Here is a 24,263-nt window from a genome sequence, read left to right on the forward strand (position 1 = left end):
GTCCTCTGAACCCGCGCATTACCCATCCACAACAACCCCAGGAAGGGGCACGCAAGTGACCGACCAGCCGAACAACATCGAGCCGGACGACGCAGGCCGGGTCCGCCCGTTCGCCGCGATCCTCCAGGACATCAACGGCGGCGAGTTCGCCACCCAGATCGCCGGCGACATGCAGGACCTCGTGACCGCCGTCCGCGACCTCGGCCGCAAGGGCACCCTCACCCTCAAGTTCGAGGTCGCCCCCCGCAAGGGCAGCAGCACCGCCCTCAACGTCACCGCCCGCCGCGATCTCAAGATGCCCGCCGAAGAGCCCATCGAGTCGGTGTTCTTCGCCGACTCCGGCGGCAACCTCCTGCGCGACGACCCCCGACAGCTCGCCCTCCCCGACCTCCGCACCGTCACCCGCGGCCAGCCCGACGGCGGCGACCTCCGAAGGGCCGGCCAGTGAGCCCCACCCCCGACGAGATGACCCGCGCGATGGAGAACGCCCGAACCGGCGTCATCACCGCGGCGCTCAACCTCGCCGCCACCGAATGGGGCAACGGCCGCGAGACCGCCGGCGACTCCTTCGACCTGGACCACGCCCAGGACCGCATGGACGAAGCGCTCAAGACCTACGTCCGCACCGCGACCAAGACGGCGGACCCCACCAGCCCGGCCAGTAACCCATCAGAGAAGGGCAGCACGTGACCGAGACCGACAACATCCAGGCCGTCATCAACACAGCCCGCGACACCACCCCACCGCAAAGCGTCCAGGCCGGGAAGCTCTACCTCACCCCCTCCGGCGACGGCGGCCGCGAAGTCTGGGACTTCACCGGCGACGAGTACCTCAACCAGCCCAAGCGCAAGACCGGCAACGTCTACGTCGACGACCTGAACTCGTTCCTCGTCTACTTCCGCAAGCACTCCACCCCGGCGTCCGAGATCTACGTCAACGTCGACAAGGCACAGATCACCGCCGTCCTCGACGCCCACACCCGCGACGGCGCCGACTGGGGCCAGCACCGCCTCATCCTCCGCATGACCCCCACCGACCGGTGGGCCGACTGGACGAAGCACGACCGCACCGCGTTCAAGCAGGTCGCCTTCGCCGAGTACATCGAGGACCACCTCGACGACATCCTCAACCCCAACGCGGCGACCATGCTGGAGATCGCCTCCACCCTGGAAGCATCCACCAAGGTCAAGTTCTCCAGCGGCGTCACCCTCTCCAACGGCAGCCGCCGCCTCAACTGGGAAGAGACCACCGACGCCCGCGCCGGCGAGTCCGGGAAGTTCGACGTCCCCACCCAGTTCACGATCCGGGTCGCGCCCTTCGACTTCGCCAACGCGGCCGAGGTCAACGCCCGGTTCCGGTACCGCGTCGCCAGCGGGGACCTGTCCATCACCTACCTGCTCGACGACCCGGCCGCCGTCGTCCGCGACGCCGTCCTCGACGTCATCAAGAACCTGGAGACCAGCCTCACCCCCGAAGGCGGCGACCAGCCGTCCCACCAGGTCATGCGCGGGACCCCCACCGAATGACCACCAGCCCCGACACCGGACCCCGCGCGGCCACCACCCCGGCCACGCGGGGCTCCGGCCCCGCCCCGCACCGCGTCCTGGTCACCGGATCCAGGACGTGGAAGAACCACGCCCCAATCCACGCCGCGCTGGACGAACTCCTCACCACGCATCCCGACCTCGTCCTCGTACACGGCGCATGCAAACAGGGCGCCGACGCCATCGCGGACCGGTGGGCAAGACTCCGCGGCCTGCCCGACAACCGCATCGTCCGGCACCCCGCCGAGTGGCGCCGCTACAAGGCCGCGGCCGGCGGTCGCCGCAACACCGCCATGGTCCAGGCCGGTGCCCACATCTGCCTCGCCTTCATCGACCTGTGCGCCAAGCCCGCCTGCGACAAGCCCATGCCCCACGGCTCCCACGGCGCCGAAGACTGCGCGCGCAAAGCCCACGCCGCCGGGATCCCCGTCACCCCCGACCCCCCCTGGAAGACCCGGCACGACGCCGTCCAGCTCACCTTCGGGGGAGCACCGTGATCTGCGACGACCAAGCATTCAACTTCTACCTCGGCACCCACCGGCCGCGCTGGCTGATCACCGCACCCCGCGACGTCAGCCTCTTCATCTCCCACCGCGTCCTCGCCCCCATCAAGCGCCTACCCCGGCCCGAGTACCGGCACTACGCCGTCGACTCCGGAGGCTTCACCGAACTGTCCATGCACGGCCGCTGGATCACCACCCCCGCCGAGTACGTCGAGGCCCTGATCCGCTACGACGACGAGATCGGCGACATCGCCTGGGCCGCACCCCAGGACTGGATGGTCGAGCCCCACATGCTCGCCCGCACGGGCCTCACCGTCCGCGAGCATCAAGAACGCACGGTCGCCAACTTCGTGGAACTGGAGGCGCTCTGGCCCGCCCACGGGCACGGCGACAACCCGGTCATGCCCGTCCTGCAGGGCTGGACCATCGACGACTACGTGCGCTGCGTCGACATGTACGAGGCCGCCGGCGTCCGCCTCACCGAGCAGTACCCCGTCGTCGGCGTCGGCTCCGTCTGCCGCCGCCAGAACACCACCGAGATCGCCGCGATCTTCCGCGAGCTCGCCCACCTCGACCTCCCCCTCCACGGGTTCGGCGTCAAGACCAGCGGCCTCCAGCGCTACGGCCGCTGGCTCACCACCGCCGACTCCATGGCCTGGTCCTACCAAGCCCGCCGCAACCCGCCCCTCCCCGGATGCTCCGGCCACAAGAACTGCGCGAACTGCCTCACCTACGCCCTCGCCTGGCGAGACCGCGTCCTCACCGCCGCAACCGCGCCCGTCCAACTCGACCTGGAGGACGCCGCATGACCCTCTACGCCCTCGCCATGTTCGCCGGCCACATCACCTTCACCCTCACCTGGACCCTCACACCGCCACGCCGCCGCCACGACCCCCACACCCTCGACCACTACCTCCTCCCCACGGACCTCACATGAACCACTGCGCCACCCCCGCCTGCCCCACAGCAGCCACCACCCTCCTCACCGCCCACGGCACCGGCCCCATCACCTACCGCGCCGCCCTCACCTGCGACGGCCACCTCCGACAACACCGCTCATGGGTCGCCCGAGCAGGCCCCACCGTCCACCAACAACCCCTCAACCCCGCGCACCAGCCGGAGCCCGCAACAACGCAGGCCCAGCTCTTCTAAACCACACCAGCACCACCAGCCAAAGGGGGCCAGCGTGGACACCGACACCACCGAGCAGAACAGCCTCGCTCGGCTCATCCAGCAGGCCCAAACCCTCGTCAACCAGATCGGCGACCAAACCGAACGCGACCACGCCTCCTACAACGCCGGCTACCACGAAGCCGCCCTCCTCTTCTTCCAGCACGGCTACGAAACCGGCTACGCCCAAGCCGAAGACGACATGGCCGCCCGCTGGACCGAAGTCGCCCCCGCCGTCCGCAGCCGCGCCGGGCACCCCACACACACCCACCTCGAACTCACCCGCACCGAACCCGGCAACCTCTGGCGCCACACCCGCGGCGACGACCCCGAACCCGACACCTACACCGCCGCCTACATCCGCCGCGGCCACCGCGAATACACCGGCGGCCCCATCGACTACCACACCGGCCAGCCCCTCAACCCACCCACCGACCCCTGGGCCGCACTCCCCACCCCAGCCGCGGAGGGGGGCGCATGACCCCACCACCACGCCTCCCCGACACCGCCCTCTACGGCCTCGCCGGCGAGACGGTCAAATACACCGCGCCCTACACAGAAGCCTCCGGCGCAGCCATCCTCTTCACCTTCCTCGCCTCCGCCGGAACCTACCTCGGCGGCCAGCCCCACATGTTCGCCGGCGACGCCATCCACCCCGCCCGCCTCTGGCCCCTCATCGTCGGCCCCACCAGCAACGGCATGAAAGGCACAAGCTGGAACGTCGTCACCCGCATCATCGAACAAACCGACCCCGCCTTCGCCGCCGCCCACACCGCCTCCGGCCTCTCCACCGCCGAAGGGCTCATCGAACAAGTCCGCGACGCCAACGGCACCGACCCCGAAGCCGACGGGTTCGACGAAGGCATCACCGACAAACGACTCATGGTCATCGAGTCCGAATTCGCAGCCGTCCTCGGCCGCGCCCGCCGCGAAGGCAACGTTCTGTCCCCAGTCCTCCGCGACGTGTGGGACGGCAAACGCCTCCAGACCATGACCCGCAAGGTCAACGCCCTCACCGCCTCCGGCCACCACATCTCCGTCATCGGCCACATCACCCCCACAGAACTCATCGCCAAACTCACCGACTCCGACATGGCCGGCGGCCTGGTCAACCGGTTCCTGCCCTGCTGGTCCATCCGCTCCAAAAAACTCCCCGACGGCGGCGGCACACCCCCCGACGTCCTGGAGTACCTCGCCGCCGGACTCACCCGCGCCAAAGACCAGACCCGCCGCTACGGCCGAATGCAACGCACCCCCGGCGCCAACCGCCTCTGGCACTCCTTCTACGACGAACTCACCCCCGACGACCTCACCGAAGGCCCCATCGCCTGGGTCTCCGCCCGCGCCGTCCCCCAGGTCATCCGCCTGTCCACCGCCTACGCCCTCCTCGACAGCGCCCGCGAGATCGACGAAGTCCACCTCATCGCCTCCCTCGCCTGCTGGGAGTACGTCAAGGCCACCGTCGGCTACGTGTTCGGCGGCGCCATCGGCAACCCCGACCTCGGCAAGCTCATGGAGTACGTCGACGGGTTCGGCATCCAGGGCGTCACCCGCACCCACATCGCCAAGGACCTGTTCCGCAACCACAAGACCCGCGCCCAGCTCGACGCGCTCATGGACGCGCTGATCGAGATGGAGGAGTACGAATCGGCGGAGATCCCCACCGCCGGCCGTCCGAAGACGGTGGTGCGGCGCCGCCCGCCGGAGCAGTCGAGCCTGTGGGACGCGGACGGGGGCGACGGGTATGCCGCCGAGTCGGCGTGACCGCCGCGGCGCGACGCCGCGGGGAGGGCTTTGTACGCAGGTGCGGATTAAGGTCCGCACCCCCCTTAATACGCAGCCGTTTTCGCAGGTCAGTGGGCTTATTCAGCTTAATACGCTTTATCCGGGCCGAGAGAGTGAGAGACGTGTACGGGATCAGTTGCACAGAGTTGAGTATCGGAAAGATAGTGGCTCTGAAGTGGGAAGATTACTAAGTAAAGTACAGGATGACGTACATACGCGAGAGACCCCTCCCACTCACCCAACCCCGCGTAAGAAGCGTATTAAGCGTATTAAGGCGCTGACCTGCGGAAACACCGAAACGGCCTTGCGTATTAAGTGCGTATTAAGTGCGGAAGAAGTCCTGACCAGCACAAACACCGGAGCCCGACACCCATGACCACCCCCACCACAGACCCCTGGGCCACCCTCCCCCCCGACTGGCGCACCCCCAAACCAAAACCCACCCCAGCCCGACCGCCAGCCAGCTACTACCGCCCCCTCCCCGACCTCACGAAACTCCCCGACACCACCTGCCGACCCCACTGCCGCCGCTGCCACCACCCCGAAGGCAGAGGCTCCTGCCGAGTCTGCGTCATCGTCTGCGACCACACCAAAAAGCCAAAACCCGTCGACGTGTGCATCACCCGCGGCCGGGCCGAAGCAGCCGAACGACGAGGCCCCGGCAGCGGCCGCCTCCTCCTCCTCGTCGCCGACTGCCCCCACTGCCACCGACCACACACCCACTCGGCAGAGCCCAACTCACCCTTCCGGAAGCCGCCCTGCGGCAACCCCTACCTCATCGAAAGGACCGCATCGTGAGCATCACCATCTCCCTCACCTTCGACACCGACTGGACGAAAGAAGCCGTCCTCGGCGAAATCGCCGGCACCATCCGCGACCACGCCCGACTCCAACCCACCTCCACCCACGCCTACACCGACGACGACCTCGACACGGGCGACGTCGTCCACCTCGTCATCCAGGGCGACGGCAAACTCGCGACCTTCACCGGCCGGGACCGCGCGAACTCGGCGCACGCCTGGGCCGAGGAGTCGAACGGCGTGACCGTGGAACTGCCCATCGACACCGACTGCCGAGAGGCGGGCGCGTGATGGCCGGCAAGCCCCTCGACCGGAAAACCCCCGTCCCCCTCCTCCAGCCCACGAACCCGATCAACCGCCCGACAGCGCGCGGCCGTGTCGGCTGCCTGACCGGCTCCCCGTGCGGTGAGCACCACTCGCTGACCGAAGGCCGCTGCTGCTGCGGCGGGAACTGGCCGGGGACGATGACGTGCCACGGCTGCAGGAACCGGGGCCATGGGGCGGAGGAGTGCGTGGACGGGCCGCCCCCGGATGGCGGTAGGTACGGGTCGGGGCGGCGCTGCAACTGCGCTCACCGGCCTGCTGGGAGCGCGCTGGCCGTCCCGGAGGCGAAGCCGTGAGCAGGGAACCCCATGCGGGTGACGGCCCCATGCGGCGTGATGCCGCGGGTGCGGTGTGGTGCGAGGAGCACCACCGGTGGGAGTGCGTCCGGAACCGGAAGGAGTCGCGTGGCGGTGGCCGCTGTCACGGGACGCGGATCATCGGGCTGGATCGGTGCCGGATGCATGCGGGGCAGTCGGCTGAGTTGTCGATGCATCGGGGGCGGGCGGCGTTGGCGGCGGCGACGTATGGGGTTCCGATCGAGGTGGATCCAGGGCAGGCGCTCCTGGAGGAGGTGCATCGGACGGCGGGTCACGTGGCGTGGCTGGCGTCGGTGGTGGCCGAGCTCGATCGGGACGAGGTCGTGTGGGGCGTGGCAGAGGAGGTTGACCGGCCTGCGGTGTACGGGCGGGACGGGGATCAGATCGGTGGGGGCTTGGAGGTGAAGCGGAAGGCGACGCCGAATGCGTGGGTGCTGCTGTATCAGCAGGAGCGTCAGCATCTGGCGCGGGTGGCGAAGGCTGCGATCGATGCCGGGGTGTCGGAGCGGGTCGTTCAGGTGTATGAGCAGATCGCGGGCTCGTATGTGCAGGTCCTGGAGCAGGTTCTTGATGATCTGCAGTTGACGGCGGAGCAGCGGGCGCGGGTGCCGCAGGTGGTGCAGGGCCGGTTGCAGGCGCTGACCGGGGGTGCCGCGTGACCGCCGAGACGCTGACGCTGTTCGACCCCGAGGACCTGATCGAGTGGGTCGTAGAGGTTGACGAGATCTTCCTGAACTCCATCGGCGGGCAGGACCGAGACGCCATGGCGTGGTGGGCGCTGCACTCAGGGCGCCCCGGCATCGCCGCGCGGACGATCTACCTGTTCATCGCCCCGCCCGGCGCGCTGCTCTACCTGACGTGCACTGACCGTGAGGAAGCCGAGTTCATCGCTGGTGTCCTCGTTGGGCATGGCCTGCACCCCAAGGGCGTGACCGTCCGGCAGCTCGGCCGCACCATCACGTGCAAGGGCTGTGGCGAGCGCCGTCCGCTGTGGGCTCGGATCAAGAGCGGGCAGCGGTGCCGCCCGTGCTGGGCAGAGTGGGCCGCCTACACGAGGCGGGGCCGCGCGGCCAGTGATGTCGCGTGATGGCCCGTCTCGCGCATGGCCCCGGCTGCTACGCGTGCACCGATCCGGTCGCGGCCGCGGCGCAGCTGGCCGCTGAGCGTGCCGTGTTCGAGGTTGAGGCGGTGCGGGCGCGGGAGCACCGTGTCGTCGGCGAGGCGCTCGATGTGCGCGCTCGGGACAACCTGGTTGCCGGCCGCGGTGGCGCGGCTGCGCTCCTGGATGGGCGGGCGCTGCAGCACTTCCAGGTCGCCAATGCTCTGGGGTCTGGTGTGCGGTTCTCGCGGGCGCATTTGGAGCGGGTGGTGGCTGCGCATCCGAAGGTGGCTGCCGGGCTCGCCGTGTTGACCGACGAGGCCACTGGAGGTGGCGTATGAGATACGAGATCAGGCCGCTCGGTCATTGGACCGACCCCGAAACCCCCGACCGGACCCGCGCGTTCTTCCGCGCCGGGTGGGCCGACACGCTGGAGAAGCTCGGCCGTGAGGCGGGCTGGCTCGGCGCCGACCTGGTCGTCATGCAGGTCGACGTGGCCGAGGACGACATCCGCCGCCGGGACGGGATGCTGAAGGCGAACGCCAAGGTAGGGCACCCCGGGGTGGTCATCTCGTTCGAGTCCGAGCATGGGCCGCTCCGGTATGCGACGGATCAGTTCACCGGGTGGCAGGACAACGTCCGCGGGATCGCCCTTGCCCTGGGTGCGCTGCGTGCCGTCGACCGGTACGGCGTCACCAAACGGGGTGAGCAGTACATCGGGTGGCGTGCGCTCGCGGCGCCGGTGGCGGGCTTCGCTTCGGCGGACGAGGCGGTCCGTTGGATGGGGGAGAAGGCGCGGGTGCTCGGCCTCGATGTGAGCACGTCGCCACCGCCGAAGGTGTACCGGTTCCTCGCGCGCCGGTTCCATCCGGACGCCGGCGGGGACCCGGGGGACTGGCGTCGCCTCGATGAGGCGCGGCGGCTGCTCGACCTGACGGGGGCCGCATCATGAGCGCACTGCCGCCGTCTGAGCGTCTCGTTGCCGCCCTCATCCACGCCGAGTGCGGGCATGCGTGCATCGTTGCCGACGCCTACCCGCCCGTTGGTGAGTGGGCCAAGGCACGCGGCCTGGAAGACCCTCAGTGGGAGGTCGTCACACTGCCGTGTGACCGCGCGGTCGAGCGATATAAGAACGGGCCGTGCGCGGTGTGCCGCCCGGGAGGCGGGTCATGATCGGCCGCCCGGAGCCGACCTTGAGCTACACCAACCCCGCCCCGCCCGCGCCGGTGGCCATCGAGCCGGGCCAGGTCTACGCCAGCTGCGACCCGCGCGGCGGGTTCCTGATTCGCGTGGTGGCGTACACGCCGGGGACGAGCCGCGCTGACGTGGTCGACCATGCGACGGGGAAGTATCCGCGGTCGATTCTGGTGTCGGCGCTCTACGCCACCGGCACCACCCGGGCGGGCCGGGAGCGCCGGACCGGGTATCGGCTGGTGTCCGGGCCGGGCGCGCCCGATGGGGCCGCGTCGTGAGCGGCCCGCACCTGACGTTGATCGTCACCCAGCCGGACCCGCCCGAGCAGCTGCTGGGGGACTGCGTCCTGCACCGCACGCATCACGTCCTGGCGGGGGAGTGCTGGCGGGCGGTCATCGACTGGAACGCCGAGCACGGTCCGGACGCCGGCCCGGACGTTTACAAGGCCGCCTACGAGCGCGCACTCCTCAACGACCTCATCAAGGAGCAACCGTGAGCAGTCTCATCTTCCTCGATACAGAAACCACCGGCCTCCGCCCGGACGACGACATCTGGGAGTTCGCCGCGATCGTGCGTGCCCCGGACGGCACGGAGCGCACGACCCACATGTTCATCCAGCACGACGTCCAGCGTTGCAGCGCGCTACCCGAGCCGTTCCTGACCGATCACCGAAACCGGTTCCCCGCCTCGGACACGTCTCGCTGGCACCCCGATGTCAGGTCGCGTAAGCAGGCCGCGAAGGAGATCGCGGCGCTGATGCCGAGCGCCGTGCCCATGGGCGAGCGGCCCCACATTGTCGGGGCGGTTCCGAACTTCGACACCGAGCGCATTGCGCGGCTCCTCGACCAGTTCGGGCTGGCGCCTGGCTGGCACTACCACCTCATCGACACCGAAGCCCTCGCGGCAGGGTGGGTGCACGGCGTGTTCCGGCAGGCGGCCGAGGAGTTGGCGCGGCGGGATCTGCCGCACGATGCGGTCGACCGGGGCCCAACTCTGGTCACCGACCTGCCGTGGAACTCCAACACCCTGTCGGGTGCGGTGGGAGTCGACCCGGACCAGTTCGACCGGCACACCGCGCTCGGCGACGCGCAATGGGCGCGAGCCCTCTGGGACGCGGTCACCGGCGGGCGCCAGGCCGCGGTCGTGAGCGAGGCGGCGCGGTCATGAGCATGTTGGGCCGCTGCTACCTCGACCCCGGCGACCGCCTCTCCGGCCGCCGTACCCCGCCCGAGCGGGTGACCGTCCTGCAGCAGTGGCGCGGCACCTCCCGCCAGCACCCGCCCGCTGAGCGCCCGGCCTGGCTGCACTGGCACCACCAGCCGAAGAGCGGCCCCCGCAACGTCCTCGTACGCCGCCCATCCGGCGCGGCCGAGGTAATCCCGTCCCCGCGGCGCCTCCGCCGCCCACCCGAAGGAACCCCCCATGCCTGACCCCACCAACCCCCTCGCAGAGCTCGGCGACATGTTCGCAACCGCGCGCCTGTCCATCGCCGCCGGCGCAACCATCGCCACCCTCCTCAACACCCCGGACGAGCACACGTCCCGGGAGGCTGCCGCGCAGTCCCTCGACGGCATCGACGCCGGCGACCTCGGCCGGATCGAGCGTGCGGCGGCCGCGCTCGTCGACGTGGCGGCGCGGCTCCGGGAGGGCCGGCCCGGCGTGATCGCTGGGACCGCCGACTCCTACCCGATCGGAGGGCTCGATGCATGAGGGCCGCGTCATGACCCAGCACCGCCCGGCCCACACAGGGAGCGTCAGCGCCATGCACGAAAGGACCACACCCATGCCTGACTCGACCACCAGACGCCTCGGCGCCGCGCTCGTCTTCGGTGGCACCGCTGGCCGGTGCGTCCACGTCCACACTGGGCCCGCTGGCATCGCCGTGATCCGGGACCGCCTCGTTGAGTTGCATGACGCCGACGACGCCGACGATGCGGATGTCACCGTCGTCTCGGTTCTCGGCGTGGCCTGGGATCGGGGTGTGGGTCTCGCCGATGTGGACGAGTGGGCGATCCCTGCTGACGCGGTCGAGGACTTGGTCGTGCTCGCGATGGGGCTGAACCAGGCGAGGGACGGGGTGTGCGCTGGCGAGCGGCGGGTCCGCGAGCGGGTGGCCGGGCAGATTGAGGCGCGGCGCTGCGTGGATGTGGAGGCCGATGTGTGCGGCGGGTGCGCGTGCCGCCGGGAGGACGCCCGGATCGCGCGGGGCGAGCCGTGACCGGCGCCCCCACGCCAGGCGACTGCCTGTTCTGCGTGCCCGGCCACAAGATCCTCTGCGAGTCGATGCGGTTCTATGCCCGCTTCGACACTTTCCCCGCGAACTGCGGCCACGTGGAGATCGTGCCGCGCCGCCACATCGTGTCGCTGTGGGAGCTGTCGCCGGACGAGGTGTTCGAGGCGTGGTCGCTGCTCACCGAGGCCCGCGCGCTCCTTGATGCCGAGCACCATCCGGATGCCTGGACGGTCGGCGTCAACGAGGGCAAGGCCGCCGGCCGGAGCGTCGATCACCTGCATATCCATTTGATCCCGCGTTTCCACGGGGACGTCCCTGACCCGCGTGGCGGGGTCCGGCGGTGCGCCCCGAACTGCCGCCCTGACGAGTGGGGCGGGGACCTGTCCGCGCACCGAACCGTCCACCTGGAGGACCGATGAAGCCCGAAGATGTCTCGCCCGTCGCGTCGGCCGCGCTGACTCGCGCGTTCGACGCGGGGCAGGTCGATTTCCGCAAGTGCAGCCACTACGGGGACGACGTCGCCCGCATCACCTTCCGCACTGAGGAGGACTTCCAGGCGTGGTTCCTCGCCGAGATGCGGCAGGTCCGCGAGCGCGTGGCCGAGCAGATCCTCGGTGAGCGCGCCGAGCGGGAGCAGCGCACGCCGGACGGACGCCCGATCGCCCCACCCTCGACCCCGGAGGGGGTACGCATCCGCATGGAGCGCCGCAAGCAGGCCGAGAGGGACGCGCAGATCGCGCGGGGCCAGGCGTGACCGGCGCGATCGTCGCCGATCCCGTGCCGCCGCGTCGGCTGCCCCTGGACGAGGCGGCACATCTCGCGCTCGCGGCGCTTCACGACGCGATCTATCACCAGGTCGGGAGCATCCGCCCTGGCTTCATGTTCGGGCGGCTTCCGCAGGGTGTGTGGGTTGCGGCTGCTGCGCTTGAGCGGGCCTTGGAGGACGTATGACCGACCGCGCGCACGGCGGCGACCCGAACGGCGAGTATGAGCTGCCCAGCCACCCGCCCGCACCCCGCCCCGTCCCGCCCTGGCCGCTGACCGGTGCCAATGAAGAGGACGTCATCGCGCAGATGCGCCGGGACGCCCCTGCGCACGGCGTCCACGTCATCCCCGGCCAGGTGCCCGAAGGTGTTGTGCCGCTGTCCGCGTCCCTGACGCCGCCGCCCGAGCCGTTGCGGCTGCCCGCCCAGGCCATGCCGCTCGCCCGCGCCCTCGCCGGAGACCCCGAGCTTCTCTACCAGATTCGCGTCACCCTCACCTTCCACCTGAGCGACCACGTCAGCCTGCCTCCCGAGCAGCGAGCCCAGGTATCGCATGCCCTAACCGATGCGATCACGCCGGACATCCGGGAGGCGCTTGCCGCCGCCCGCGACGGGACCGACAAGCTCCGCCGCCAGGTCATGGGCCACCGGGGCCTGAAGGAGCTCTACCTGCGGGAGCGCAACGCCGCACACGCTGATCTGATCGAGGCCGAGCGCATTATCGAACTGCTGTGCAACGACCGGGAGGCCGGTCAGCGGGTCGTCAAGGCCGCAATCACCGAGCAGCGGCAGCACGCCGAGGAGGCCGAGGGCGCCGTGCAGCGGGTGCGGACATACGCCCTCTGGTGCGACCAGCACGACGTCGAACCCGACGTGCAGACGATCAACGCGGTCCTCGACGGCACCGACACCTACCCGTACGGCGACCACATCGACCAGCCGAAGGAGCCCCGGTGACCGACGACCACACGCGCCACAACCTCCTGAACGCCCTCACCCACGAAGCCCTCGACGCCGACTCCTACGCCGAAGCCGCCCCCGGCACACACCCCGCACCGTTCAGCATCAAAGACCTCGCCGCCCTCGCCGCCAACCTCCCCGAACCCCCGCCCGTACGCCGCCTCGAAGCCGGATGGGACGCCGCCCGGCAACTCCTCGCCGCCACCCCCAAGACGGCCGCGCCGGCGTCGCCGCTCGCGCAGCTGACCGGCATCCCGATCGTCACCCGGTACGACATGCACCCGGCCGCCTGGCGCCTCGTCGACGCGGACGGCAACGTCCTGCGCGAGCACGTGCCCGAGGCGGACGGCACCGGTCAGTCGGAGGAGACCGTCTGATGGACGACCAGGCGGCACGCGGCATCGCCCGAGGCAGGGTGCTGCGCTGCCCCCGCTGGGCGGAAGGAGAACCGCACGCTCCGCATGCCTGGGAGGACCCGGACTACTCCGCGTACGAACTGCTCTGGTGCGAAGGCACGCCGTCCGACGGACTTCTCAACGACCTGGTCACCGCCCGAGACCTGATCTCTCGCATGCCGCACTTCAGGCCCCGCACGATCTTCACCGCACCCGTCTTCAAGGAGCCCCTCGTGATGGACGAACCTGAGATCGGCCCGTCCGGGCCGTCCGGCATCTACCCGGCCGGCGCGATCCCTGGCGCGCCCGCCGCGCTGCCGCCGTTCTCCGGCGACGACCCGACCTGCGTCAAGTGCGGCAACGTCGGCGCCATCACCAAGTACCGGCCGTGCTTCATGGTGGGCGATTGCCATCACCCCGGCATCGGCGCGCTGCAGGGCGTCGAGCATCTCGACCGGGAGTGCGGCCGCTGTGACTACACCTGGCCCGAAGCCACCTTCGAGACGAAGGAGCCGACCCAGTGATGAACGACCACCCCGACCTTCGCGCACTCCCCGCCCCACCCTCGACCGCGCACGAGAAGCTCCTCGCGGCGAAGGCCCAAGCCATCCAATGGGCCACCTTCATCGCCTTCATGGCCGCGATCCCCGCGATCGTGTGGCTGTGGCGGTGGGCCGTATGAGTCACCTCCGCGACTGCCGAGCCTCCGATGCGCTGTCGCTCACCCTCTCCCTCGACGCCGCCAGCATCGACGCCGTGCGCCGCGCGGACGTCACCCTCTCCTGCTCGAACTGCGGCGGGGAGATCCTGCGCACCGATCAGGTTCCGGTCGACGTCACCTACCGGGAGGAGCCCGCCCACGCCACACGCCGGGCCAGCGCGGGTGGTGAGACCTGATGCGCCGCCGCTACCCGCACGCATGGCGGTGCGTCCGCGCGTTCCCCCTCCACCACCGCACCGGCCGCCCCCGCACCTACCGCACCCACACCGGGCGGCGGCCCCGCGACTGCCAAGGACGGCGACCCCGATGACCGAACCCACCCAGCCCACCGGCCCCCTCGGCCAGGACCCCAACCCCGTCGACCTCGACGCCGTCTCCCACCAGATCGCGATCGCCATGGCCGGGATGCGAGACGTCTTCAAACCCATCGACGAAGCGGTCACCGGGTACCGGCGCCAACTCGAAGGCGAGGGCTGGTCTCCGCCGGCGGCCGAGGCGATGGCGGTCGGGATGCATCAGGTGATGACGGCCCAGCTCATCACCGCCACGGTCACCGGAAAGGGCGAGACCAGCTGATGATCCATCCTCTGCACACCCTCACCTGCGCGGCCCGCCGCAGGAGGAGCCGACGCCGGATCGGCCGCGCCGTTCGCCAGTTGCAAGGCACCCCGTACCGCTGGGGCTCGGGCACCCGGATGGAGTTCTCCGACCCGCCGCCGAGCCATGCCGACCCCAACATTGTCGGCAACGCCGAAGGCAACCACCGCCTACGCGACCGCGACTGTGCCGCGATCCGCGCGCGGCTACAGGAAGAACACGACATGGGGGAGCGTGACCGTTGACCAAGCCCAAGCAGGAGACCCCGGCCGAAGAGATCCGCCGTCTCCTCGGCGAACTCCACGGCGAGCTCATCACCCGCGAAAAGGTCCCGCACTACCGCAGCGTCCGCCGCGCCGCCGACCGCACCGTCGCCGTGCTCGACTGGCGCACCCACGTAGTCCGCGAGCCCGGCCTACTCACCCAGCTCGGCGTCACCACCACCCGCCATGCCACGGTGCCCGTGCAGGTGTACCGGTGGGAACGCACCGACTGCCCCTGCCGCGAGAAGACCGACCGGTGCCGACACGACCGCCGCGTATTCCAACGGATCGAGCAGCGGCCCGCGCCCGTCATCAACCCCGGCGCCACCATCCCCTCCGGCTCACCCGGCTGGGACGCAGACGGCGCCCTCACCCCCCTCGTCGCAGGTTCCCCCGACCCGGGAGAACCCATCACCGACGCCTGGCACGCCGCCGACGACATCCGCCACGAACTCGTGCAACTCGGCCGCGAGCTGCACGAGGAGGGCTGGCGGGCACCGAACGACACTCTCGTCTCGATCGCCCTCGACGACGTGGCGACGGGGGAGTGGATCGCGGCCAGACTCCGCGCGCTCGTCTCGCGCGCACGGGTCGCCGCCGACTATGACGCGCCCGCTGTGCCGCTCCGGGACGTGCACTGCCGCTACTGCGGCGGGCAGCTGTGGGTCCGGGCGGACGCCTCGTCGGCGGTGTGGTGCTCAGGCTGGCTGCCCATCCTCGGGCCGGCTGCCGCGGATGATCCGGACTGGTCGGCCGACTGCGAGGAGTGGGGGCCGGTGGGGTTCGCGCGGTGCGGCAGGTCGTGGCCGCGGGGGTCTTGGGTCGCGCTGCTGGCTGAGGCCGAGCGGCGGGAGGAGGGGGAGGAGGTGCGGGCGTCATGACCGCGCCCCGCGACGACGGTGCGGCGCGGGGGGTGGAGACCGCGAGCTACCTGTCCGATCTCCCGACAGGCGATGATCTGGCCGTCCGGCTGAGGCGAGACCTCCGCCGCGCCGCGGCGCCCCTCCGCGCCGCCGGGTTGTCCACAGGCGCGTCCCCGCTGTGGATGGTGGAACCGTACGCCGACCCGGACGCATGCTGGGGATGCGGCCTCGAACCCGCCCACGAACCGCACCCCATGGCGGGCCTGCTGCTGTGCTGGTGGTGCCGCGAGCTTCACGAGGTTGACCGGGCGAACCAGCGGCGTGAGCGGGACCGCGGCCGGGCGGGGCTCATCCTCTGAACCCCGCCGGCCGCGCTTCAAACCGGCCGCGGCCCCAGCTGCTCCGGCCCGTCCAGGATCAGCGCGATCGCGTTGTAGAGGCGCCGCAGCCCTTCGGTGTCGTCCTCAAGGTCGCCGCGCTGCAGCCTGATCAGGTAGATCGCAGTCTGCCGCTCTTGGACGTTCAGTCCCGGCATCTGCCAGATGCGTTGCTCCCATGGCGGGAGATCCACTGTGGACACGTGGGAGGGGATCTCGACGTCTTGGGTGTCGCCCTCACCCCACCTGACCACGAACCAGCCGTCGCCGGTCGGGCCGGGCATCGGGTTGATGACGCCGGGGGTGAGCCATTGGTGGGCGTGGTTGAGGACGAGGATTTCGCGGCCGCGCGCGAGGATGGTTCCGGGGGGTGCGCCGAGGTGCTCGGTGTCGTCGGTGCTCATGGCCGCCATTCCTTCTGGTAGTCCTTGTGCCAGGCGTAGGCGAGCGCGAGGTGCTTGAGGGTGTCGCACTCCCCGAGTGGGCCGATGCCGTATTCGGGGTGGTCGTGGCAGGTCTCGCAGCCGAAGGTGGGGCCGTTCGGTGGTGGGGCGGCGGCGGGTGTGAGGTTGTGCTCGGCCATGATCCGCCGCTTGCTGTCGACCTCGGCCAGCACCCGCGCCGGGTCGTGGCGGGCGATGTGCTGGCCGGGGCCCGTGGTCACGTCAGGCACCAGGTCGACGCCGCTGGCGACCACCTTCCCGCCCAGGTCGCCATCGTCCTGGTAGGACCATTCCAGGTGCCCTCTGCCGATCGAGCGATCCGCGTCGTACGCCGCCTGCTCGTCCTCGGCCATCCGGGCGTGGAGAAACGCCACCAGATCAGTCATCGTCATCCTCCAGCCCGGTCGATACCTCGTCCCGGAATGGCCCCACATCCCGCTCCACGATCACATCCAGCATCGGCCCCGCCACCGGCTCATGCTCCACAGGCGGCCAGTTCGCCGAACCGTAAGCGTTGTAGGACCACGCCCTCTCGACCACCCGGAACGTGGTCACGATGCCTGGCAAGCTGACGAGGTCTCCCACAGCCGGCGGGTGCGGCAGCGTGAGCCCTGTGGCGCCGGGGGAAGTCTTGAGGACGAGGTGCTCGTAGGTGTAGCCGCCGGGGACGGCGGTGCGCTCGTAGAACGAGCAGCGCGCGGCGGTGCGGTGCATCTCGATGAGGTCGGTCACGGTAGTTCGCTCCGTTCCAGTTCGGCGATCCGCGCATGATCCGGCCGCCACCGCCCCGCCACCGCCCTCAACGGCATCTCGACTGCGGCGTAGCGGATCGCGTTGAGCCATGTGGCCATCTTCGCCAGCGCCCGTCTGCGGAACGGTGGGTGCGCCATCATCGCGACCACGCACGCCGCGTAGAGCCCGATGGCGGCGAGGACGTTCGCTGTGTCGCCGCTCATCCGAGCCTCCTATAGCAGCGGAGGCAGTGAACCCAGGCCCCGAACACGGACGCCATGCCCACGTGGTCACAGCCATCCCGGCGCATGAGCCATGCACGCTGGAAGCCCGTGAGGCCCTGATACCCGAAGCGCGGGTGCGGTTCCGGCAGTCCGACCTTGCTCCTCCGCACTGGCCGCATGAGCAACCCCGCCACGGCGCTCACGCCGGGGTCGCCTTGCTCGGGCTCGCCCCATCTGCCGTTCTGGCAGGTGAGGGTGATGCCGGTCGACCAGTACCCGGTGCCGATCATGTGAGGTCTTCTTCCTGCTGAGGGTCAGGGCGGCGGGGGAGTTTCGCGCCGGGGCGGCGTAGGCGCCAGCGGATGAACTGCCGGATGGTCTCGGCGCGCTGGCGCTCTCCCACCTGCTTGCCGAACTCTTCCCAGTCCGCGTCATCGATGCGGATGACGCGGTTGGTGGTGTGTGTGTCTTTCGCTCTGGAGACCATGCTCACAGACTAGCCGTGCATATGCAATCAGTCGAGCAAACCTCTTGCCTTGCATATGCACGGCGGGTTACAGTGTGCATATGCACAACGGCGACGCGACCACCACCAAGACGGCGAACTGCCTCGGCTGCCGGTCCCTCCTCACGAACCACCGCTCCGTCGCCCGCGGCTACGGCGACCGCTGCTGGGCCCGCAAGCGCCGCGAGGACGCCGCCCGCACCGCCGGATTCAAGCCCGCCACCATCGCCAAGGCCATGGAGCTCATCGCCGACGGCGGCATCGCCCCGGTCCGCGGCCGCCGCGTCTTCCGCGCCGTGTCCTCCGACGGCACCGCCACCTACCTCACCGCCCCCCAGGGCTGCACCTGCAAGGCCGGGCTCCGCGGAAAGCACGGGTGCTTTCACCGCGCCGCCGCCACCATGCTCGCCGCCTGATCCGGAAGGACCGCCGTGACCACCTCCACCTTCGTCTCCGTCAAGCCCCGCAGCCTGGAGCCCGGCGACGTCTTCGCCGACGGCGACGAGATCACCGAGGTGTACCGCGACCGCGACGGTGTCTGGATCGAGACCGAGCGGGGCGACTCCGGATACCTCGACGACCGTGTCCGCTACCGCATCTACCGCCGCTGAGCAGCCCCCACCCACCCGAAGGAGCCCCGAGTGAACACCTGGACGATCCGCTACACCGACACCGGCCAGCCCGCCGAACTCGCGCCCATGGCCGAGGCCGACGCCAAGACCCTCCTCAACGACGTGCACCACCACATCGACCCGCACGCCGTCCTGATCGACCTGACCGCCGAGATCGCGGCGCGCATGCCGGTCGGCTCCCGCATCCGCCACACCACCACCGGACGGACCGGGACCGTCGTCCTCGGCAACGCCAACTCCGCGCCCCTCCCGCGCATCCCCGCCGTCCCGGACGGCACCACGATCGCGTACGCCCCCACCGGCCGCTACACGGCCATCTGCATCAAGTTCGACCACCGCGAGTTCCCGGAGTGGTTCGACGCCGAGTTCATCGCCCCCGCGACCTGAGATCCGCAGCCAGCCCCTCAACGAGACCGCCTCGCCCCGACCTGGAGAATCCGATGATCACGCTCATTCTGCCCTTGCTGGCCGCGCTGGCCGTCGTGACCGCCTACGCGGCGGCGGTCCGCCCCGTGGAGACCATCTCCGGCGCGTTCGCGCTCGCCGGCGCCGTGCTGCTGGTGATGGCCGTCCGGCTCGCCGAGGTCGGGCAGCGCCCGGTCGCCGCGCTGGTCCTGTTGTCCGCCGTGGCGGCGGGTGTGCTGGCGTTGACGGTCGCATTGGACGGGGCAGAGCGCAGGGAGCCGGCCGGTCCACGCGTAGCGGCGGGGCGCTGACGTTGCGCAGGGTGCTCCGCTGCCCCGTGGCGGAGCACCCCGCGTGACGCCAGACCGAACCCCGATCTAGGGAGATCAGATGGACCAAAAGTACGTGTACATCCGGAGCGAGCCGGGCCTGTGGACGGTCGGGTTCTACCGGCCGGACGGCCGGTTCGAGCCGGAGTCCGACCACGGCAGCACGGAGGAGGCGGCCGCGCGGGTCGCGCTGTTGAACGGCGACCAGGCCGTGCGGGTCGCAGCCGTGGTCAAGCGCGTCGAGGAGTTGGAGGCGGAGATGCGGGCCGTCCGCGGGCTGCTCGACGCGGCCAAGGCTCGCGGCTGACGGACGCGCTCCTCAGTTATCTGCACCAAGTCGGGCGGGCTGCCCGTGGCGGGGCAGCCCGCGTGACGCCAGACCCCACACCGAGGCGACACCCGCAAGAGCACAAAGGAGCGACCTACCGATGATGACCCCGATCGTGATCACCGACGACTTCCGCGGTGAGCCTCAGGCCGCCGTGTCCACCGACCGGTTCTGGACCTACCAGCAGGTGTGCGGCCCCGCGCTGTGGTCGGTGACGCACGTCCCGACCGGGCGCCGCTACTGGGTCGCCGGCCTGGACCAGGCCCGGCAGGAGACCGGTGACGGCACCGCCGCCGCCCGGCTGGAACTCGACCGCGAGCCGCGCCCCGGCAAGGCGATGGTCGAGGGCGAGCGGACCGCGATCCGCGGCGAGCTGACCGCCCGCGACTTGACCCGCATGCTCGACCACGCCCGGTCCCACGCGGCGGGGATGGTCGCCGACGTGCTGGCCCGGTTCGGGCTGCGGCCGGACCGCCTGGACCACCGCACCGTCGCGCCGGCCCGCGCGGGCCAGATCCTCGGCGCCGTGTACGGCACGGCCCCGAACGTCTGGCTGGACGCCCTCCGGGCCGTGCGCCCCGACCTGGTCCCGCCGCACCTGGACCGCCAGCCCACCACCTGACCGCCCGCAGACGCTAGACGCGCGCCGCACCTGACCGCCGACGTTCGAAAGGACACCCCCCGATGCCCCTCGTCGACCAAGTCGAACTCCTCGGCTCCGCGATCGAGGACGGCATCATCACCCGCGACACGGCGGCCGAACTCCTCATCGACCACGTCAACGGCCGACTCACCGTGCCGGGGGCGCTGAACTACCTCGACCAGTGGCGCACCCTACGCGCCGACGGAAGGAAGAGACTCGCCGGCATCGCGGCGCTGCTGGCCTGCATCGAAGACGCGAACCGCGCCGTCACCGATGAAGAGAAGGCCGCGGCCGAACTGCAACTGCAGGTCGAAGTGACGCTGCAGCGGGAGGAGCAGTTCCAGCGGGACAAGGCACGGATCCTGCGGGAGATGCGGAACCGCCGCCCCCGCCGAGAGCAGGGAGAGGACCGATGAACAACCCCACCCCCACGACCGCCACCCAGCTCCGGTGCGAGGTCGTTGACCTGATCGTCCCCTGGACCGACAAGGACGGGCGCCTCAACATCCGAGAGGGCGACCTGGTCGTGGAAGACGGGCACTTCGAGAAGGTCTCCCGGCTCCACTGGGACACCGAGTTCAACCACCGTGTCCACGTCCGCTACGACGGCCCCTACGAGACCGCCCACCCCAAGCACCCGGACTCGCTGGTCGCGGTCCGCCGCTACATCGAAACCGGGGAGCCGCGATGATCCGCCCGCCCGCTCCGCGCCCCTGCACGTCCTGCCCCTACCGCCGCGACGTCCCCTCCGGCATCTGGGCCGCCGCCGAGTACGAGAAGCTCCGCGCCTACGACCAGCCCACCATGGAGCAGCCGCCGCAGGTGTTCCTGTGCCACCAGCGCGGCCGCGACGCCGGCGACGCCCGGGTGTGCGCGGGCTGGGCCGGCACGCACGACGGGGCGCACCTGCTCGCGCTGCGGATCGCCGCGGCGGACGGGACCATGGCCTTCGGGGACATCGACGCGACGATCGACTACGTCTCCCCGGTGCCGTTGTTCGCGTCCGGGGCAGAGGCCGCCGAGCACGGAGAGGCGGAGATCGCGGCGCCGGGGGAGCGGGCGGTGAAGGCAATGGCGAAGATCGAGCGCGCCCGGAACGACCTCATCGAGGAGGAATCAGATGGCTGACGGCAAGCTGCCCACGGTCTTTGTGGTCGAGAAGCAGTACATGGTCGGCGGCGACTGGGACGAGGTCGGCACGTTCGACACCTCGGACGAGGCGATCGGTGAGGCGCGCAAGCACTACTACCGGGGCGGCCCGGACGTCCGTATCGTCCGCCACCGCAAGAAGGTCATCTGGTGATGGCTGGCCGCTCGGACCCGACACCCCGGCAAGCGCACACGGCGCGTAGTTGACAAGATCCGCGTCCTTAAGTCACGATCTGCCTAGACCAGTATGTCCAGAACCCGGCACCCGCCACACGGATGCCGGGTTTCTGCACGTCAAGGGGGTGGCCGCACATGCCCCCGATCCCTGCACGGTTCCGGCCCGTCGCCGACGTCGTCTACGTCACCCGGCGTCCCGAACGCACGATCCGGAACTGGGCCAGGGACGGCCGCATCGAGCGGATGAACCACCCCCGCACCGGCGCGCTCTTGGTCGACCTCGTCGCCGCCGACGCCCTCTCGAAGCGGACCGGCCGCCGCAACCGCAGCAAGGTCGCCGCCTGATGACGGTCACCCTCGACCCCATGCGCGGCGTCGCCGAAGCGATGCTCCGGCAACTCGCCCCACCACCCCCGCCCAAGGCGCGGAAGTGGGCAACGCCAGGCGAGCTCGCGAAGGCTCTCGACCACACAACCGTGCAGACACCGGCGCTCGACGTCATCGACCGCGAACTCGTCAACCTCGCCGACGGCGACGACGACCGACTACAGATCTACTGCCCGCCCCAGGAGGGAAAGAGCCAGCGCGTCTCCCGCCGGTTCCCCACCTGGCTCCTCGCCCACGACCGGACCCTCCGCATCGGCATCGTGTCCTACAACGACGCCAAGGCCCTCCGCTGGGGCAAGGCGATCCGCCGCGACGTCCAGTCCAACCCCCAGCTCGGCATCAAGCTCCGCCAGGACTCCCGCGCGGCCGGCCACTGGGAGACCGAACAGGGCGGCGGGATCTTCTGCGTCGGCATCGGCGGCGGCATCACCGGCGAAGCGGTCGACATCCTGATCATCGACGACCCGTTCCGTGGCCGCGCCGAGGCAGAGTCCAAGACCTACCGGGATGCGGTGTGGGACTGGTGGGAGTCGAACGGCTCCACCCGCGCGTCGGCGAACTTCAAGGTCGTCCTGATGAACACGCGCTGGCATGAGGACGACCTGTCCGGCCGTCTCCTGAAGAAGGAGCCCGGCCGGTGGAGGGTCGTGTCCATCCCGGCGATCGCGGGCAAGGACATCGCAGTCAAGCAGCCGGACGGGTCACTCAAGACGGTGTGGGTCTCCGACGGCCCGGACCCGCTCGGCCGGCAGCCGGGCGAGGAGCTCGTCTCCGTGCAGGGCCGCAAGCGCGGATACTTCCACAGCCTTCACGAGATCCGGTCTCCGTATGTGTGGCGGTCGATCTACCAGCAGAACCCGGTCGCGGCCGAGGGCAACCTGTTCCGCCGCGGGTCGTTCCGGTACTGGCACGACATGCCCGCGGACCCGTCGCGCCATGGGGTGCTCGGCGGCAAGCGTGTCGACCTCGACGGGCGGGTCGTCTACCTGGACGACTGCTGGCGGTTCGCGACCGTCGACCTCGCCGCGTCGGTGAAGACGAGCGCGGACTGGACGGTCGTTGCCGCGTGGGCGATCGGCCCGGACGGCGACCTCGTCTTGCTCGACAGGGTGCGGGTGCGGGTGGTCGAGGAGGATCACTGGGATGCGGCGCGGCCGCTGGTGTCCCGGTGGGCGCTGTCCAGCGTGTTCGTGGAGAAGTCGTTCATCTCGTCGACGATGGTGATCGAGGCGACGAAGGCCGGGATACCGGTTGAGCCCGTGGCGGCTGATACGGACAAGGTGACCCGCGCGATCCCGGCGACCTCGAAGCTGAAGGCCGGGCGGGCATGGTTCCCGGCTGGCGCGTCCTGGCTCGACGTCTGGTGCGACGAGCTCGCGGCGTTCCCGTCCGGGACGAACGATGACCAGGTCGACACGTTCTCCTATGCGGCCAGGGTCGTGTCGGCGCATTGGCTTCCGCAAGAGTCGGCCGAGCAGGAGCAGGCGCGGCGTGCGGGTGGCCGGCCGGACGATGGGGCGATCGGGGCGGCGTTCGCGGCGGCCACGGGGGCGCAGCCGAACGGCACCAACTTCATGACGATGAACTACTGACCTGCCCAAACAGAAACCGCCACGACCCACCGCCTGGACGGCGGGCCGTGGCTGAGGTCTGCACAGGAACGGGGATCAGGCGTCGACGCGGCCTCGACCGGCCGTGGTCTTCTTCCTGAACTTCCTGGTCACCATCCCTCGGTCGGAGTAGTCCGGCGAATTGACCATCTGCGACACGCGCTGGTGGGAGATGCCGAGCAGCGTGCCGATCTCACGGGTAGTCAGGTCATGACGAATCAGTTCCCTGGCAGCGGCCGCGGTAGCCGCCTGCGCAACGCGCTGGGCCCGCATAGCGTCGAGTCGCTTGAGCAGCGCTTCCTCAAGGATCGAGCTGCTGGCGGATGGAAGATCAGCTTCGATGACGACCTTGATCGAAGCGTCGTCCAGTAGGTCAAAGCGGGTCGCGAGCCAGTCGCGAACCATTGGCTCTGCCTGGTCGAGTCGGCGGACCTGGGTTGCTCCGGGGCGTTTGAGTCCTGGACCGTCGATCTCAAGCATCCAGAACTTCCCGTCGCGGTGGGCGGTCACGATGTAGGTGTCCATACGGGTCAGTCCTCCTTCTCCCCATTGAGATCTTCCAGGTCTTCCTCGAAGTCTTTGATGATCCTCCGTGCGAGATGCTCGCCGATCTCTTTGTGTCGGGGCACTATCGCCATTGCCTCCCCGGCCAGCCACTTCTCGTGCTTGCTCCCCCCGCCCGCCTTGAAGTCAAGGTCGCGGTCTTTCGCGAGTTGACGGAGTGTGCGGATCAGGTCGGCGTGCTTCACCAGGGAAGTCTACCGTCCTAGCCAGAAACCAGGCTACTCGC

General features: G+C 70.2%; 51 protein-coding genes. 44 read left to right on the forward strand and 7 right to left on the reverse strand.

Translation table 11 applies throughout. The features are described 5' to 3' along the window. Positions 1–55 precede the first annotated feature (55 nt). The 32 genes from ACA511_RS12450 to ACA511_RS12605 all read left to right on the forward strand — a co-directional run bounded on the left by ACA511_RS12450 (position 56) and on the right by ACA511_RS12605 (position 15,891). A complete protein-coding gene (locus ACA511_RS12450; RefSeq protein WP_375024304.1) occupies positions 56–448 on the forward strand; it encodes a hypothetical protein in 393 nt (130 codons plus the stop codon). Continuing rightward, positions 445–690 carry a hypothetical protein gene (locus ACA511_RS12455; protein WP_375024305.1) on the forward strand — a complete coding sequence of 82 codons (246 nt, stop codon included), beginning with the start codon at positions 445–447 and terminating at the stop codon, positions 688–690. Before ACA511_RS12450 ends, ACA511_RS12455 begins: the two co-directional genes overlap by 4 nt. After that, positions 687–1,526 (forward strand): DUF2303 family protein, encoded by an 840-nt coding sequence (locus ACA511_RS12460; protein WP_375024306.1) that lies wholly within the window; start codon positions 687–689, stop codon positions 1,524–1,526. Before ACA511_RS12455 ends, ACA511_RS12460 begins: the two co-directional genes overlap by 4 nt. Next, the gene (locus ACA511_RS12465) at positions 1,523–2,041 is read left to right on the forward strand and encodes a DUF2493 domain-containing protein (protein ID WP_375024308.1); all 519 of its coding nucleotides are present in this window, start codon (positions 1,523–1,525) and stop codon (positions 2,039–2,041) included. The genes ACA511_RS12460 and ACA511_RS12465 overlap by 4 nt, the downstream gene beginning before the upstream one ends. Next, positions 2,038–2,856: a hypothetical protein gene (locus ACA511_RS12470; RefSeq protein WP_375024309.1), complete on the forward strand. Its 819-nt coding sequence runs from the start codon at positions 2,038–2,040 to the stop codon at positions 2,854–2,856. Before ACA511_RS12465 ends, ACA511_RS12470 begins: the two co-directional genes overlap by 4 nt. Beyond that, complete coding sequence (locus ACA511_RS12475) at positions 2,853–2,984, forward strand: hypothetical protein (protein WP_375024310.1); 132 nt, start codon at positions 2,853–2,855, stop codon at positions 2,982–2,984. Before ACA511_RS12470 ends, ACA511_RS12475 begins: the two co-directional genes overlap by 4 nt. Further along, positions 2,981–3,199: a hypothetical protein gene (locus ACA511_RS12480; protein ID WP_375024311.1), complete on the forward strand. Its 219-nt coding sequence runs from the start codon at positions 2,981–2,983 to the stop codon at positions 3,197–3,199. The genes ACA511_RS12475 and ACA511_RS12480 overlap by 4 nt, the downstream gene beginning before the upstream one ends. 34 nt (positions 3,200–3,233) lie before the next feature. Then, positions 3,234–3,698 (forward strand): hypothetical protein, encoded by a 465-nt coding sequence (locus ACA511_RS12485; protein ID WP_375024312.1) that lies wholly within the window; start codon positions 3,234–3,236, stop codon positions 3,696–3,698. Further along, the gene (locus ACA511_RS12490; protein ID WP_375024313.1) at positions 3,695–4,981 is read left to right on the forward strand and encodes a hypothetical protein; all 1,287 of its coding nucleotides are present in this window, start codon (positions 3,695–3,697) and stop codon (positions 4,979–4,981) included. Before ACA511_RS12485 ends, ACA511_RS12490 begins: the two co-directional genes overlap by 4 nt. Before the next feature lie 815 nt (positions 4,982–5,796). Then, the gene (locus ACA511_RS12495) at positions 5,797–6,093 is read left to right on the forward strand and encodes a hypothetical protein (protein ID WP_375024314.1); all 297 of its coding nucleotides are present in this window, start codon (positions 5,797–5,799) and stop codon (positions 6,091–6,093) included. 490 nt (positions 6,094–6,583) lie between these two features. Further along, on the forward strand, positions 6,584–7,102 hold the full coding sequence (locus ACA511_RS12500) for a hypothetical protein (protein WP_375024315.1): 519 nt from the start codon (positions 6,584–6,586) through the stop codon (positions 7,100–7,102). Next, entirely contained in the window at positions 7,099–7,530 is a 432-nt protein-coding gene (locus ACA511_RS12505; RefSeq protein ID WP_375024316.1) for a hypothetical protein, read from the forward strand. The genes ACA511_RS12500 and ACA511_RS12505 overlap by 4 nt, the downstream gene beginning before the upstream one ends. Continuing rightward, on the forward strand, positions 7,530–7,883 hold the full coding sequence (locus tag ACA511_RS12510) for a hypothetical protein (protein WP_375024318.1): 354 nt from the start codon (positions 7,530–7,532) through the stop codon (positions 7,881–7,883). Before ACA511_RS12505 ends, ACA511_RS12510 begins: the two co-directional genes overlap by 1 nt. Then, positions 7,880–8,494 carry a hypothetical protein gene (locus ACA511_RS12515; protein ID WP_375024319.1) on the forward strand — a complete coding sequence of 205 codons (615 nt, stop codon included), beginning with the start codon at positions 7,880–7,882 and terminating at the stop codon, positions 8,492–8,494. The genes ACA511_RS12510 and ACA511_RS12515 overlap by 4 nt, the downstream gene beginning before the upstream one ends. A gap of 241 nt (positions 8,495–8,735) precedes the next feature. Further along, positions 8,736–9,014, forward strand: coding sequence for a hypothetical protein (locus ACA511_RS12520; protein ID WP_375024320.1), 279 nt, complete (start codon positions 8,736–8,738; stop codon positions 9,012–9,014). Beyond that, on the forward strand, positions 9,011–9,232 hold the full coding sequence (locus tag ACA511_RS12525) for a hypothetical protein (RefSeq protein WP_375024321.1): 222 nt from the start codon (positions 9,011–9,013) through the stop codon (positions 9,230–9,232). Before ACA511_RS12520 ends, ACA511_RS12525 begins: the two co-directional genes overlap by 4 nt. Continuing rightward, on the forward strand, positions 9,229–9,903 hold the full coding sequence (locus ACA511_RS12530) for a hypothetical protein (RefSeq protein ID WP_375024322.1): 675 nt from the start codon (positions 9,229–9,231) through the stop codon (positions 9,901–9,903). The genes ACA511_RS12525 and ACA511_RS12530 overlap by 4 nt, the downstream gene beginning before the upstream one ends. Beyond that, the gene (locus tag ACA511_RS12535) at positions 9,900–10,166 is read left to right on the forward strand and encodes a hypothetical protein (protein ID WP_375024323.1); all 267 of its coding nucleotides are present in this window, start codon (positions 9,900–9,902) and stop codon (positions 10,164–10,166) included. Before ACA511_RS12530 ends, ACA511_RS12535 begins: the two co-directional genes overlap by 4 nt. Then, complete coding sequence (locus ACA511_RS12540) at positions 10,159–10,446, forward strand: hypothetical protein (RefSeq protein ID WP_375024324.1); 288 nt, start codon at positions 10,159–10,161, stop codon at positions 10,444–10,446. Before ACA511_RS12535 ends, ACA511_RS12540 begins: the two co-directional genes overlap by 8 nt. A gap of 73 nt (positions 10,447–10,519) precedes the next feature. Next, entirely contained in the window at positions 10,520–10,954 is a 435-nt protein-coding gene (locus ACA511_RS12545; RefSeq protein WP_375024325.1) for a hypothetical protein, read from the forward strand. After that, the gene (locus tag ACA511_RS12550; RefSeq protein WP_375024326.1) at positions 10,951–11,388 is read left to right on the forward strand and encodes an HIT family protein; all 438 of its coding nucleotides are present in this window, start codon (positions 10,951–10,953) and stop codon (positions 11,386–11,388) included. The genes ACA511_RS12545 and ACA511_RS12550 overlap by 4 nt, the downstream gene beginning before the upstream one ends. Further along, positions 11,385–11,723 carry a hypothetical protein gene (locus ACA511_RS12555; RefSeq protein WP_375024327.1) on the forward strand — a complete coding sequence of 113 codons (339 nt, stop codon included), beginning with the start codon at positions 11,385–11,387 and terminating at the stop codon, positions 11,721–11,723. Before ACA511_RS12550 ends, ACA511_RS12555 begins: the two co-directional genes overlap by 4 nt. Beyond that, positions 11,720–11,920, forward strand: coding sequence for a hypothetical protein (locus ACA511_RS12560; protein ID WP_375024328.1), 201 nt, complete (start codon positions 11,720–11,722; stop codon positions 11,918–11,920). Before ACA511_RS12555 ends, ACA511_RS12560 begins: the two co-directional genes overlap by 4 nt. Continuing rightward, a complete protein-coding gene (locus tag ACA511_RS12565; RefSeq protein WP_375024329.1) occupies positions 11,917–12,690 on the forward strand; it encodes a hypothetical protein in 774 nt (257 codons plus the stop codon). The genes ACA511_RS12560 and ACA511_RS12565 overlap by 4 nt, the downstream gene beginning before the upstream one ends. Next, a complete protein-coding gene (locus tag ACA511_RS12570) occupies positions 12,687–13,070 on the forward strand; it encodes a hypothetical protein (protein WP_375024330.1) in 384 nt (127 codons plus the stop codon). Before ACA511_RS12565 ends, ACA511_RS12570 begins: the two co-directional genes overlap by 4 nt. Further along, the gene (locus tag ACA511_RS12575; protein WP_375024332.1) at positions 13,070–13,612 is read left to right on the forward strand and encodes a hypothetical protein; all 543 of its coding nucleotides are present in this window, start codon (positions 13,070–13,072) and stop codon (positions 13,610–13,612) included. Before ACA511_RS12570 ends, ACA511_RS12575 begins: the two co-directional genes overlap by 1 nt. After that, positions 13,612–13,770 carry a hypothetical protein gene (locus tag ACA511_RS12580; RefSeq protein WP_375024334.1) on the forward strand — a complete coding sequence of 53 codons (159 nt, stop codon included), beginning with the start codon at positions 13,612–13,614 and terminating at the stop codon, positions 13,768–13,770. The genes ACA511_RS12575 and ACA511_RS12580 overlap by 1 nt, the downstream gene beginning before the upstream one ends. After that, positions 13,767–13,985: a hypothetical protein gene (locus tag ACA511_RS12585; protein ID WP_375024335.1), complete on the forward strand. Its 219-nt coding sequence runs from the start codon at positions 13,767–13,769 to the stop codon at positions 13,983–13,985. Before ACA511_RS12580 ends, ACA511_RS12585 begins: the two co-directional genes overlap by 4 nt. 130 nt (positions 13,986–14,115) lie before the next feature. After that, complete coding sequence (locus ACA511_RS12590; RefSeq protein ID WP_375024336.1) at positions 14,116–14,385, forward strand: hypothetical protein; 270 nt, start codon at positions 14,116–14,118, stop codon at positions 14,383–14,385. After that, positions 14,385–14,651 (forward strand): hypothetical protein, encoded by a 267-nt coding sequence (locus ACA511_RS12595; protein ID WP_375024337.1) that lies wholly within the window; start codon positions 14,385–14,387, stop codon positions 14,649–14,651. The genes ACA511_RS12590 and ACA511_RS12595 overlap by 1 nt, the downstream gene beginning before the upstream one ends. Further along, positions 14,648–15,550: a hypothetical protein gene (locus ACA511_RS12600; protein WP_375024338.1), complete on the forward strand. Its 903-nt coding sequence runs from the start codon at positions 14,648–14,650 to the stop codon at positions 15,548–15,550. The genes ACA511_RS12595 and ACA511_RS12600 overlap by 4 nt, the downstream gene beginning before the upstream one ends. After that, a complete protein-coding gene (locus ACA511_RS12605; protein ID WP_375024339.1) occupies positions 15,547–15,891 on the forward strand; it encodes a hypothetical protein in 345 nt (114 codons plus the stop codon). Before ACA511_RS12600 ends, ACA511_RS12605 begins: the two co-directional genes overlap by 4 nt. A gap of 17 nt (positions 15,892–15,908) precedes the next feature. Here ACA511_RS12605 and ACA511_RS12610 read toward each other — a convergent pair whose 3' ends face one another. From ACA511_RS12610 to ACA511_RS12630, 5 genes are all read right to left on the reverse strand, one after another. Then, the gene (locus tag ACA511_RS12610) at positions 15,909–16,313 is read right to left on the reverse strand and encodes a hypothetical protein (protein WP_375024340.1); all 405 of its coding nucleotides are present in this window, start codon (positions 16,311–16,313) and stop codon (positions 15,909–15,911) included. Beyond that, the gene (locus ACA511_RS12615; RefSeq protein WP_375024341.1) at positions 16,310–16,738 is read right to left on the reverse strand and encodes a DUF6221 family protein; all 429 of its coding nucleotides are present in this window, start codon (positions 16,736–16,738) and stop codon (positions 16,310–16,312) included. Before ACA511_RS12615 ends, ACA511_RS12610 begins: the two co-directional genes overlap by 4 nt. Continuing rightward, positions 16,731–17,084 (reverse strand): hypothetical protein, encoded by a 354-nt coding sequence (locus tag ACA511_RS12620; RefSeq protein WP_375024342.1) that lies wholly within the window; start codon positions 17,082–17,084, stop codon positions 16,731–16,733. The genes ACA511_RS12615 and ACA511_RS12620 overlap by 8 nt, the downstream gene beginning before the upstream one ends. Continuing rightward, complete coding sequence (locus ACA511_RS12625) at positions 17,081–17,308, reverse strand: hypothetical protein (RefSeq protein WP_375024343.1); 228 nt, start codon at positions 17,306–17,308, stop codon at positions 17,081–17,083. The genes ACA511_RS12620 and ACA511_RS12625 overlap by 4 nt, the downstream gene beginning before the upstream one ends. Positions 17,309–17,594: 286 nt before the next feature. Beyond that, the gene (locus ACA511_RS12630; RefSeq protein ID WP_375024344.1) at positions 17,595–17,795 is read right to left on the reverse strand and encodes a hypothetical protein; all 201 of its coding nucleotides are present in this window, start codon (positions 17,793–17,795) and stop codon (positions 17,595–17,597) included. Positions 17,796–17,875: 80 nt separating this feature from the next. On the opposite strand from ACA511_RS12630, the gene ACA511_RS12635 reads away from it, so the two are divergent. From ACA511_RS12635 to terL, 12 genes are all read left to right on the forward strand, one after another. Next, positions 17,876–18,229, forward strand: a complete 354-nt coding sequence (locus ACA511_RS12635; RefSeq protein WP_375024345.1) for a DUF6011 domain-containing protein — start codon at positions 17,876–17,878, stop codon at positions 18,227–18,229. Positions 18,230–18,244: 15 nt separating this feature from the next. Further along, entirely contained in the window at positions 18,245–18,424 is a 180-nt protein-coding gene (locus tag ACA511_RS12640) for a hypothetical protein (protein WP_375024346.1), read from the forward strand. A gap of 30 nt (positions 18,425–18,454) precedes the next feature. Next, a complete protein-coding gene (locus ACA511_RS12645) occupies positions 18,455–18,832 on the forward strand; it encodes a hypothetical protein (RefSeq protein ID WP_375024347.1) in 378 nt (125 codons plus the stop codon). Positions 18,833–18,885: 53 nt separating this feature from the next. Beyond that, positions 18,886–19,161, forward strand: coding sequence for a hypothetical protein (locus ACA511_RS12650; protein ID WP_375024348.1), 276 nt, complete (start codon positions 18,886–18,888; stop codon positions 19,159–19,161). A 79-nt stretch (positions 19,162–19,240) separates the two neighbouring features. Continuing rightward, positions 19,241–19,486 carry a hypothetical protein gene (locus ACA511_RS12655; RefSeq protein WP_375024349.1) on the forward strand — a complete coding sequence of 82 codons (246 nt, stop codon included), beginning with the start codon at positions 19,241–19,243 and terminating at the stop codon, positions 19,484–19,486. A gap of 121 nt (positions 19,487–19,607) precedes the next feature. Beyond that, the gene (locus ACA511_RS12660; protein ID WP_375024350.1) at positions 19,608–20,129 is read left to right on the forward strand and encodes a hypothetical protein; all 522 of its coding nucleotides are present in this window, start codon (positions 19,608–19,610) and stop codon (positions 20,127–20,129) included. Between the two features lie 62 nt (positions 20,130–20,191). Next, positions 20,192–20,566 (forward strand): hypothetical protein, encoded by a 375-nt coding sequence (locus ACA511_RS12665; protein ID WP_375024351.1) that lies wholly within the window; start codon positions 20,192–20,194, stop codon positions 20,564–20,566. Next, the gene (locus tag ACA511_RS12670; RefSeq protein ID WP_375024352.1) at positions 20,563–20,841 is read left to right on the forward strand and encodes a hypothetical protein; all 279 of its coding nucleotides are present in this window, start codon (positions 20,563–20,565) and stop codon (positions 20,839–20,841) included. Before ACA511_RS12665 ends, ACA511_RS12670 begins: the two co-directional genes overlap by 4 nt. Then, positions 20,838–21,278 (forward strand): DUF6283 family protein, encoded by a 441-nt coding sequence (locus tag ACA511_RS12675; protein WP_375024353.1) that lies wholly within the window; start codon positions 20,838–20,840, stop codon positions 21,276–21,278. The genes ACA511_RS12670 and ACA511_RS12675 overlap by 4 nt, the downstream gene beginning before the upstream one ends. Beyond that, positions 21,271–21,453 carry a hypothetical protein gene (locus tag ACA511_RS12680; protein WP_375024354.1) on the forward strand — a complete coding sequence of 61 codons (183 nt, stop codon included), beginning with the start codon at positions 21,271–21,273 and terminating at the stop codon, positions 21,451–21,453. The genes ACA511_RS12675 and ACA511_RS12680 overlap by 8 nt, the downstream gene beginning before the upstream one ends. A gap of 158 nt (positions 21,454–21,611) precedes the next feature. Next, a complete protein-coding gene (locus ACA511_RS12685) occupies positions 21,612–21,821 on the forward strand; it encodes a hypothetical protein (protein ID WP_375024355.1) in 210 nt (69 codons plus the stop codon). Further along, positions 21,821–23,455, forward strand: a complete 1,635-nt coding sequence (gene terL, locus ACA511_RS12690; RefSeq protein ID WP_375024356.1) for a phage terminase large subunit — start codon at positions 21,821–21,823, stop codon at positions 23,453–23,455. The genes ACA511_RS12685 and terL overlap by 1 nt, the downstream gene beginning before the upstream one ends. Before the next feature lie 75 nt (positions 23,456–23,530). Here terL and ACA511_RS12695 read toward each other — a convergent pair whose 3' ends face one another. After that, positions 23,531–23,998, reverse strand: a complete 468-nt coding sequence (locus ACA511_RS12695) for a hypothetical protein (RefSeq protein ID WP_375024357.1) — start codon at positions 23,996–23,998, stop codon at positions 23,531–23,533. Positions 23,999–24,003: 5 nt separating this feature from the next. Then, positions 24,004–24,222 carry a hypothetical protein gene (locus tag ACA511_RS12700; protein ID WP_375024358.1) on the reverse strand — a complete coding sequence of 73 codons (219 nt, stop codon included), beginning with the start codon at positions 24,220–24,222 and terminating at the stop codon, positions 24,004–24,006. Positions 24,223–24,263 lie beyond the last annotated feature (41 nt).

Origin of the sequence: Actinomadura sp. GTD37, assembly GCF_041951365.1 — a bacterium.
Lineage (GTDB): Bacteria > Actinomycetota > Actinomycetes > Streptosporangiales > Streptosporangiaceae > Spirillospora.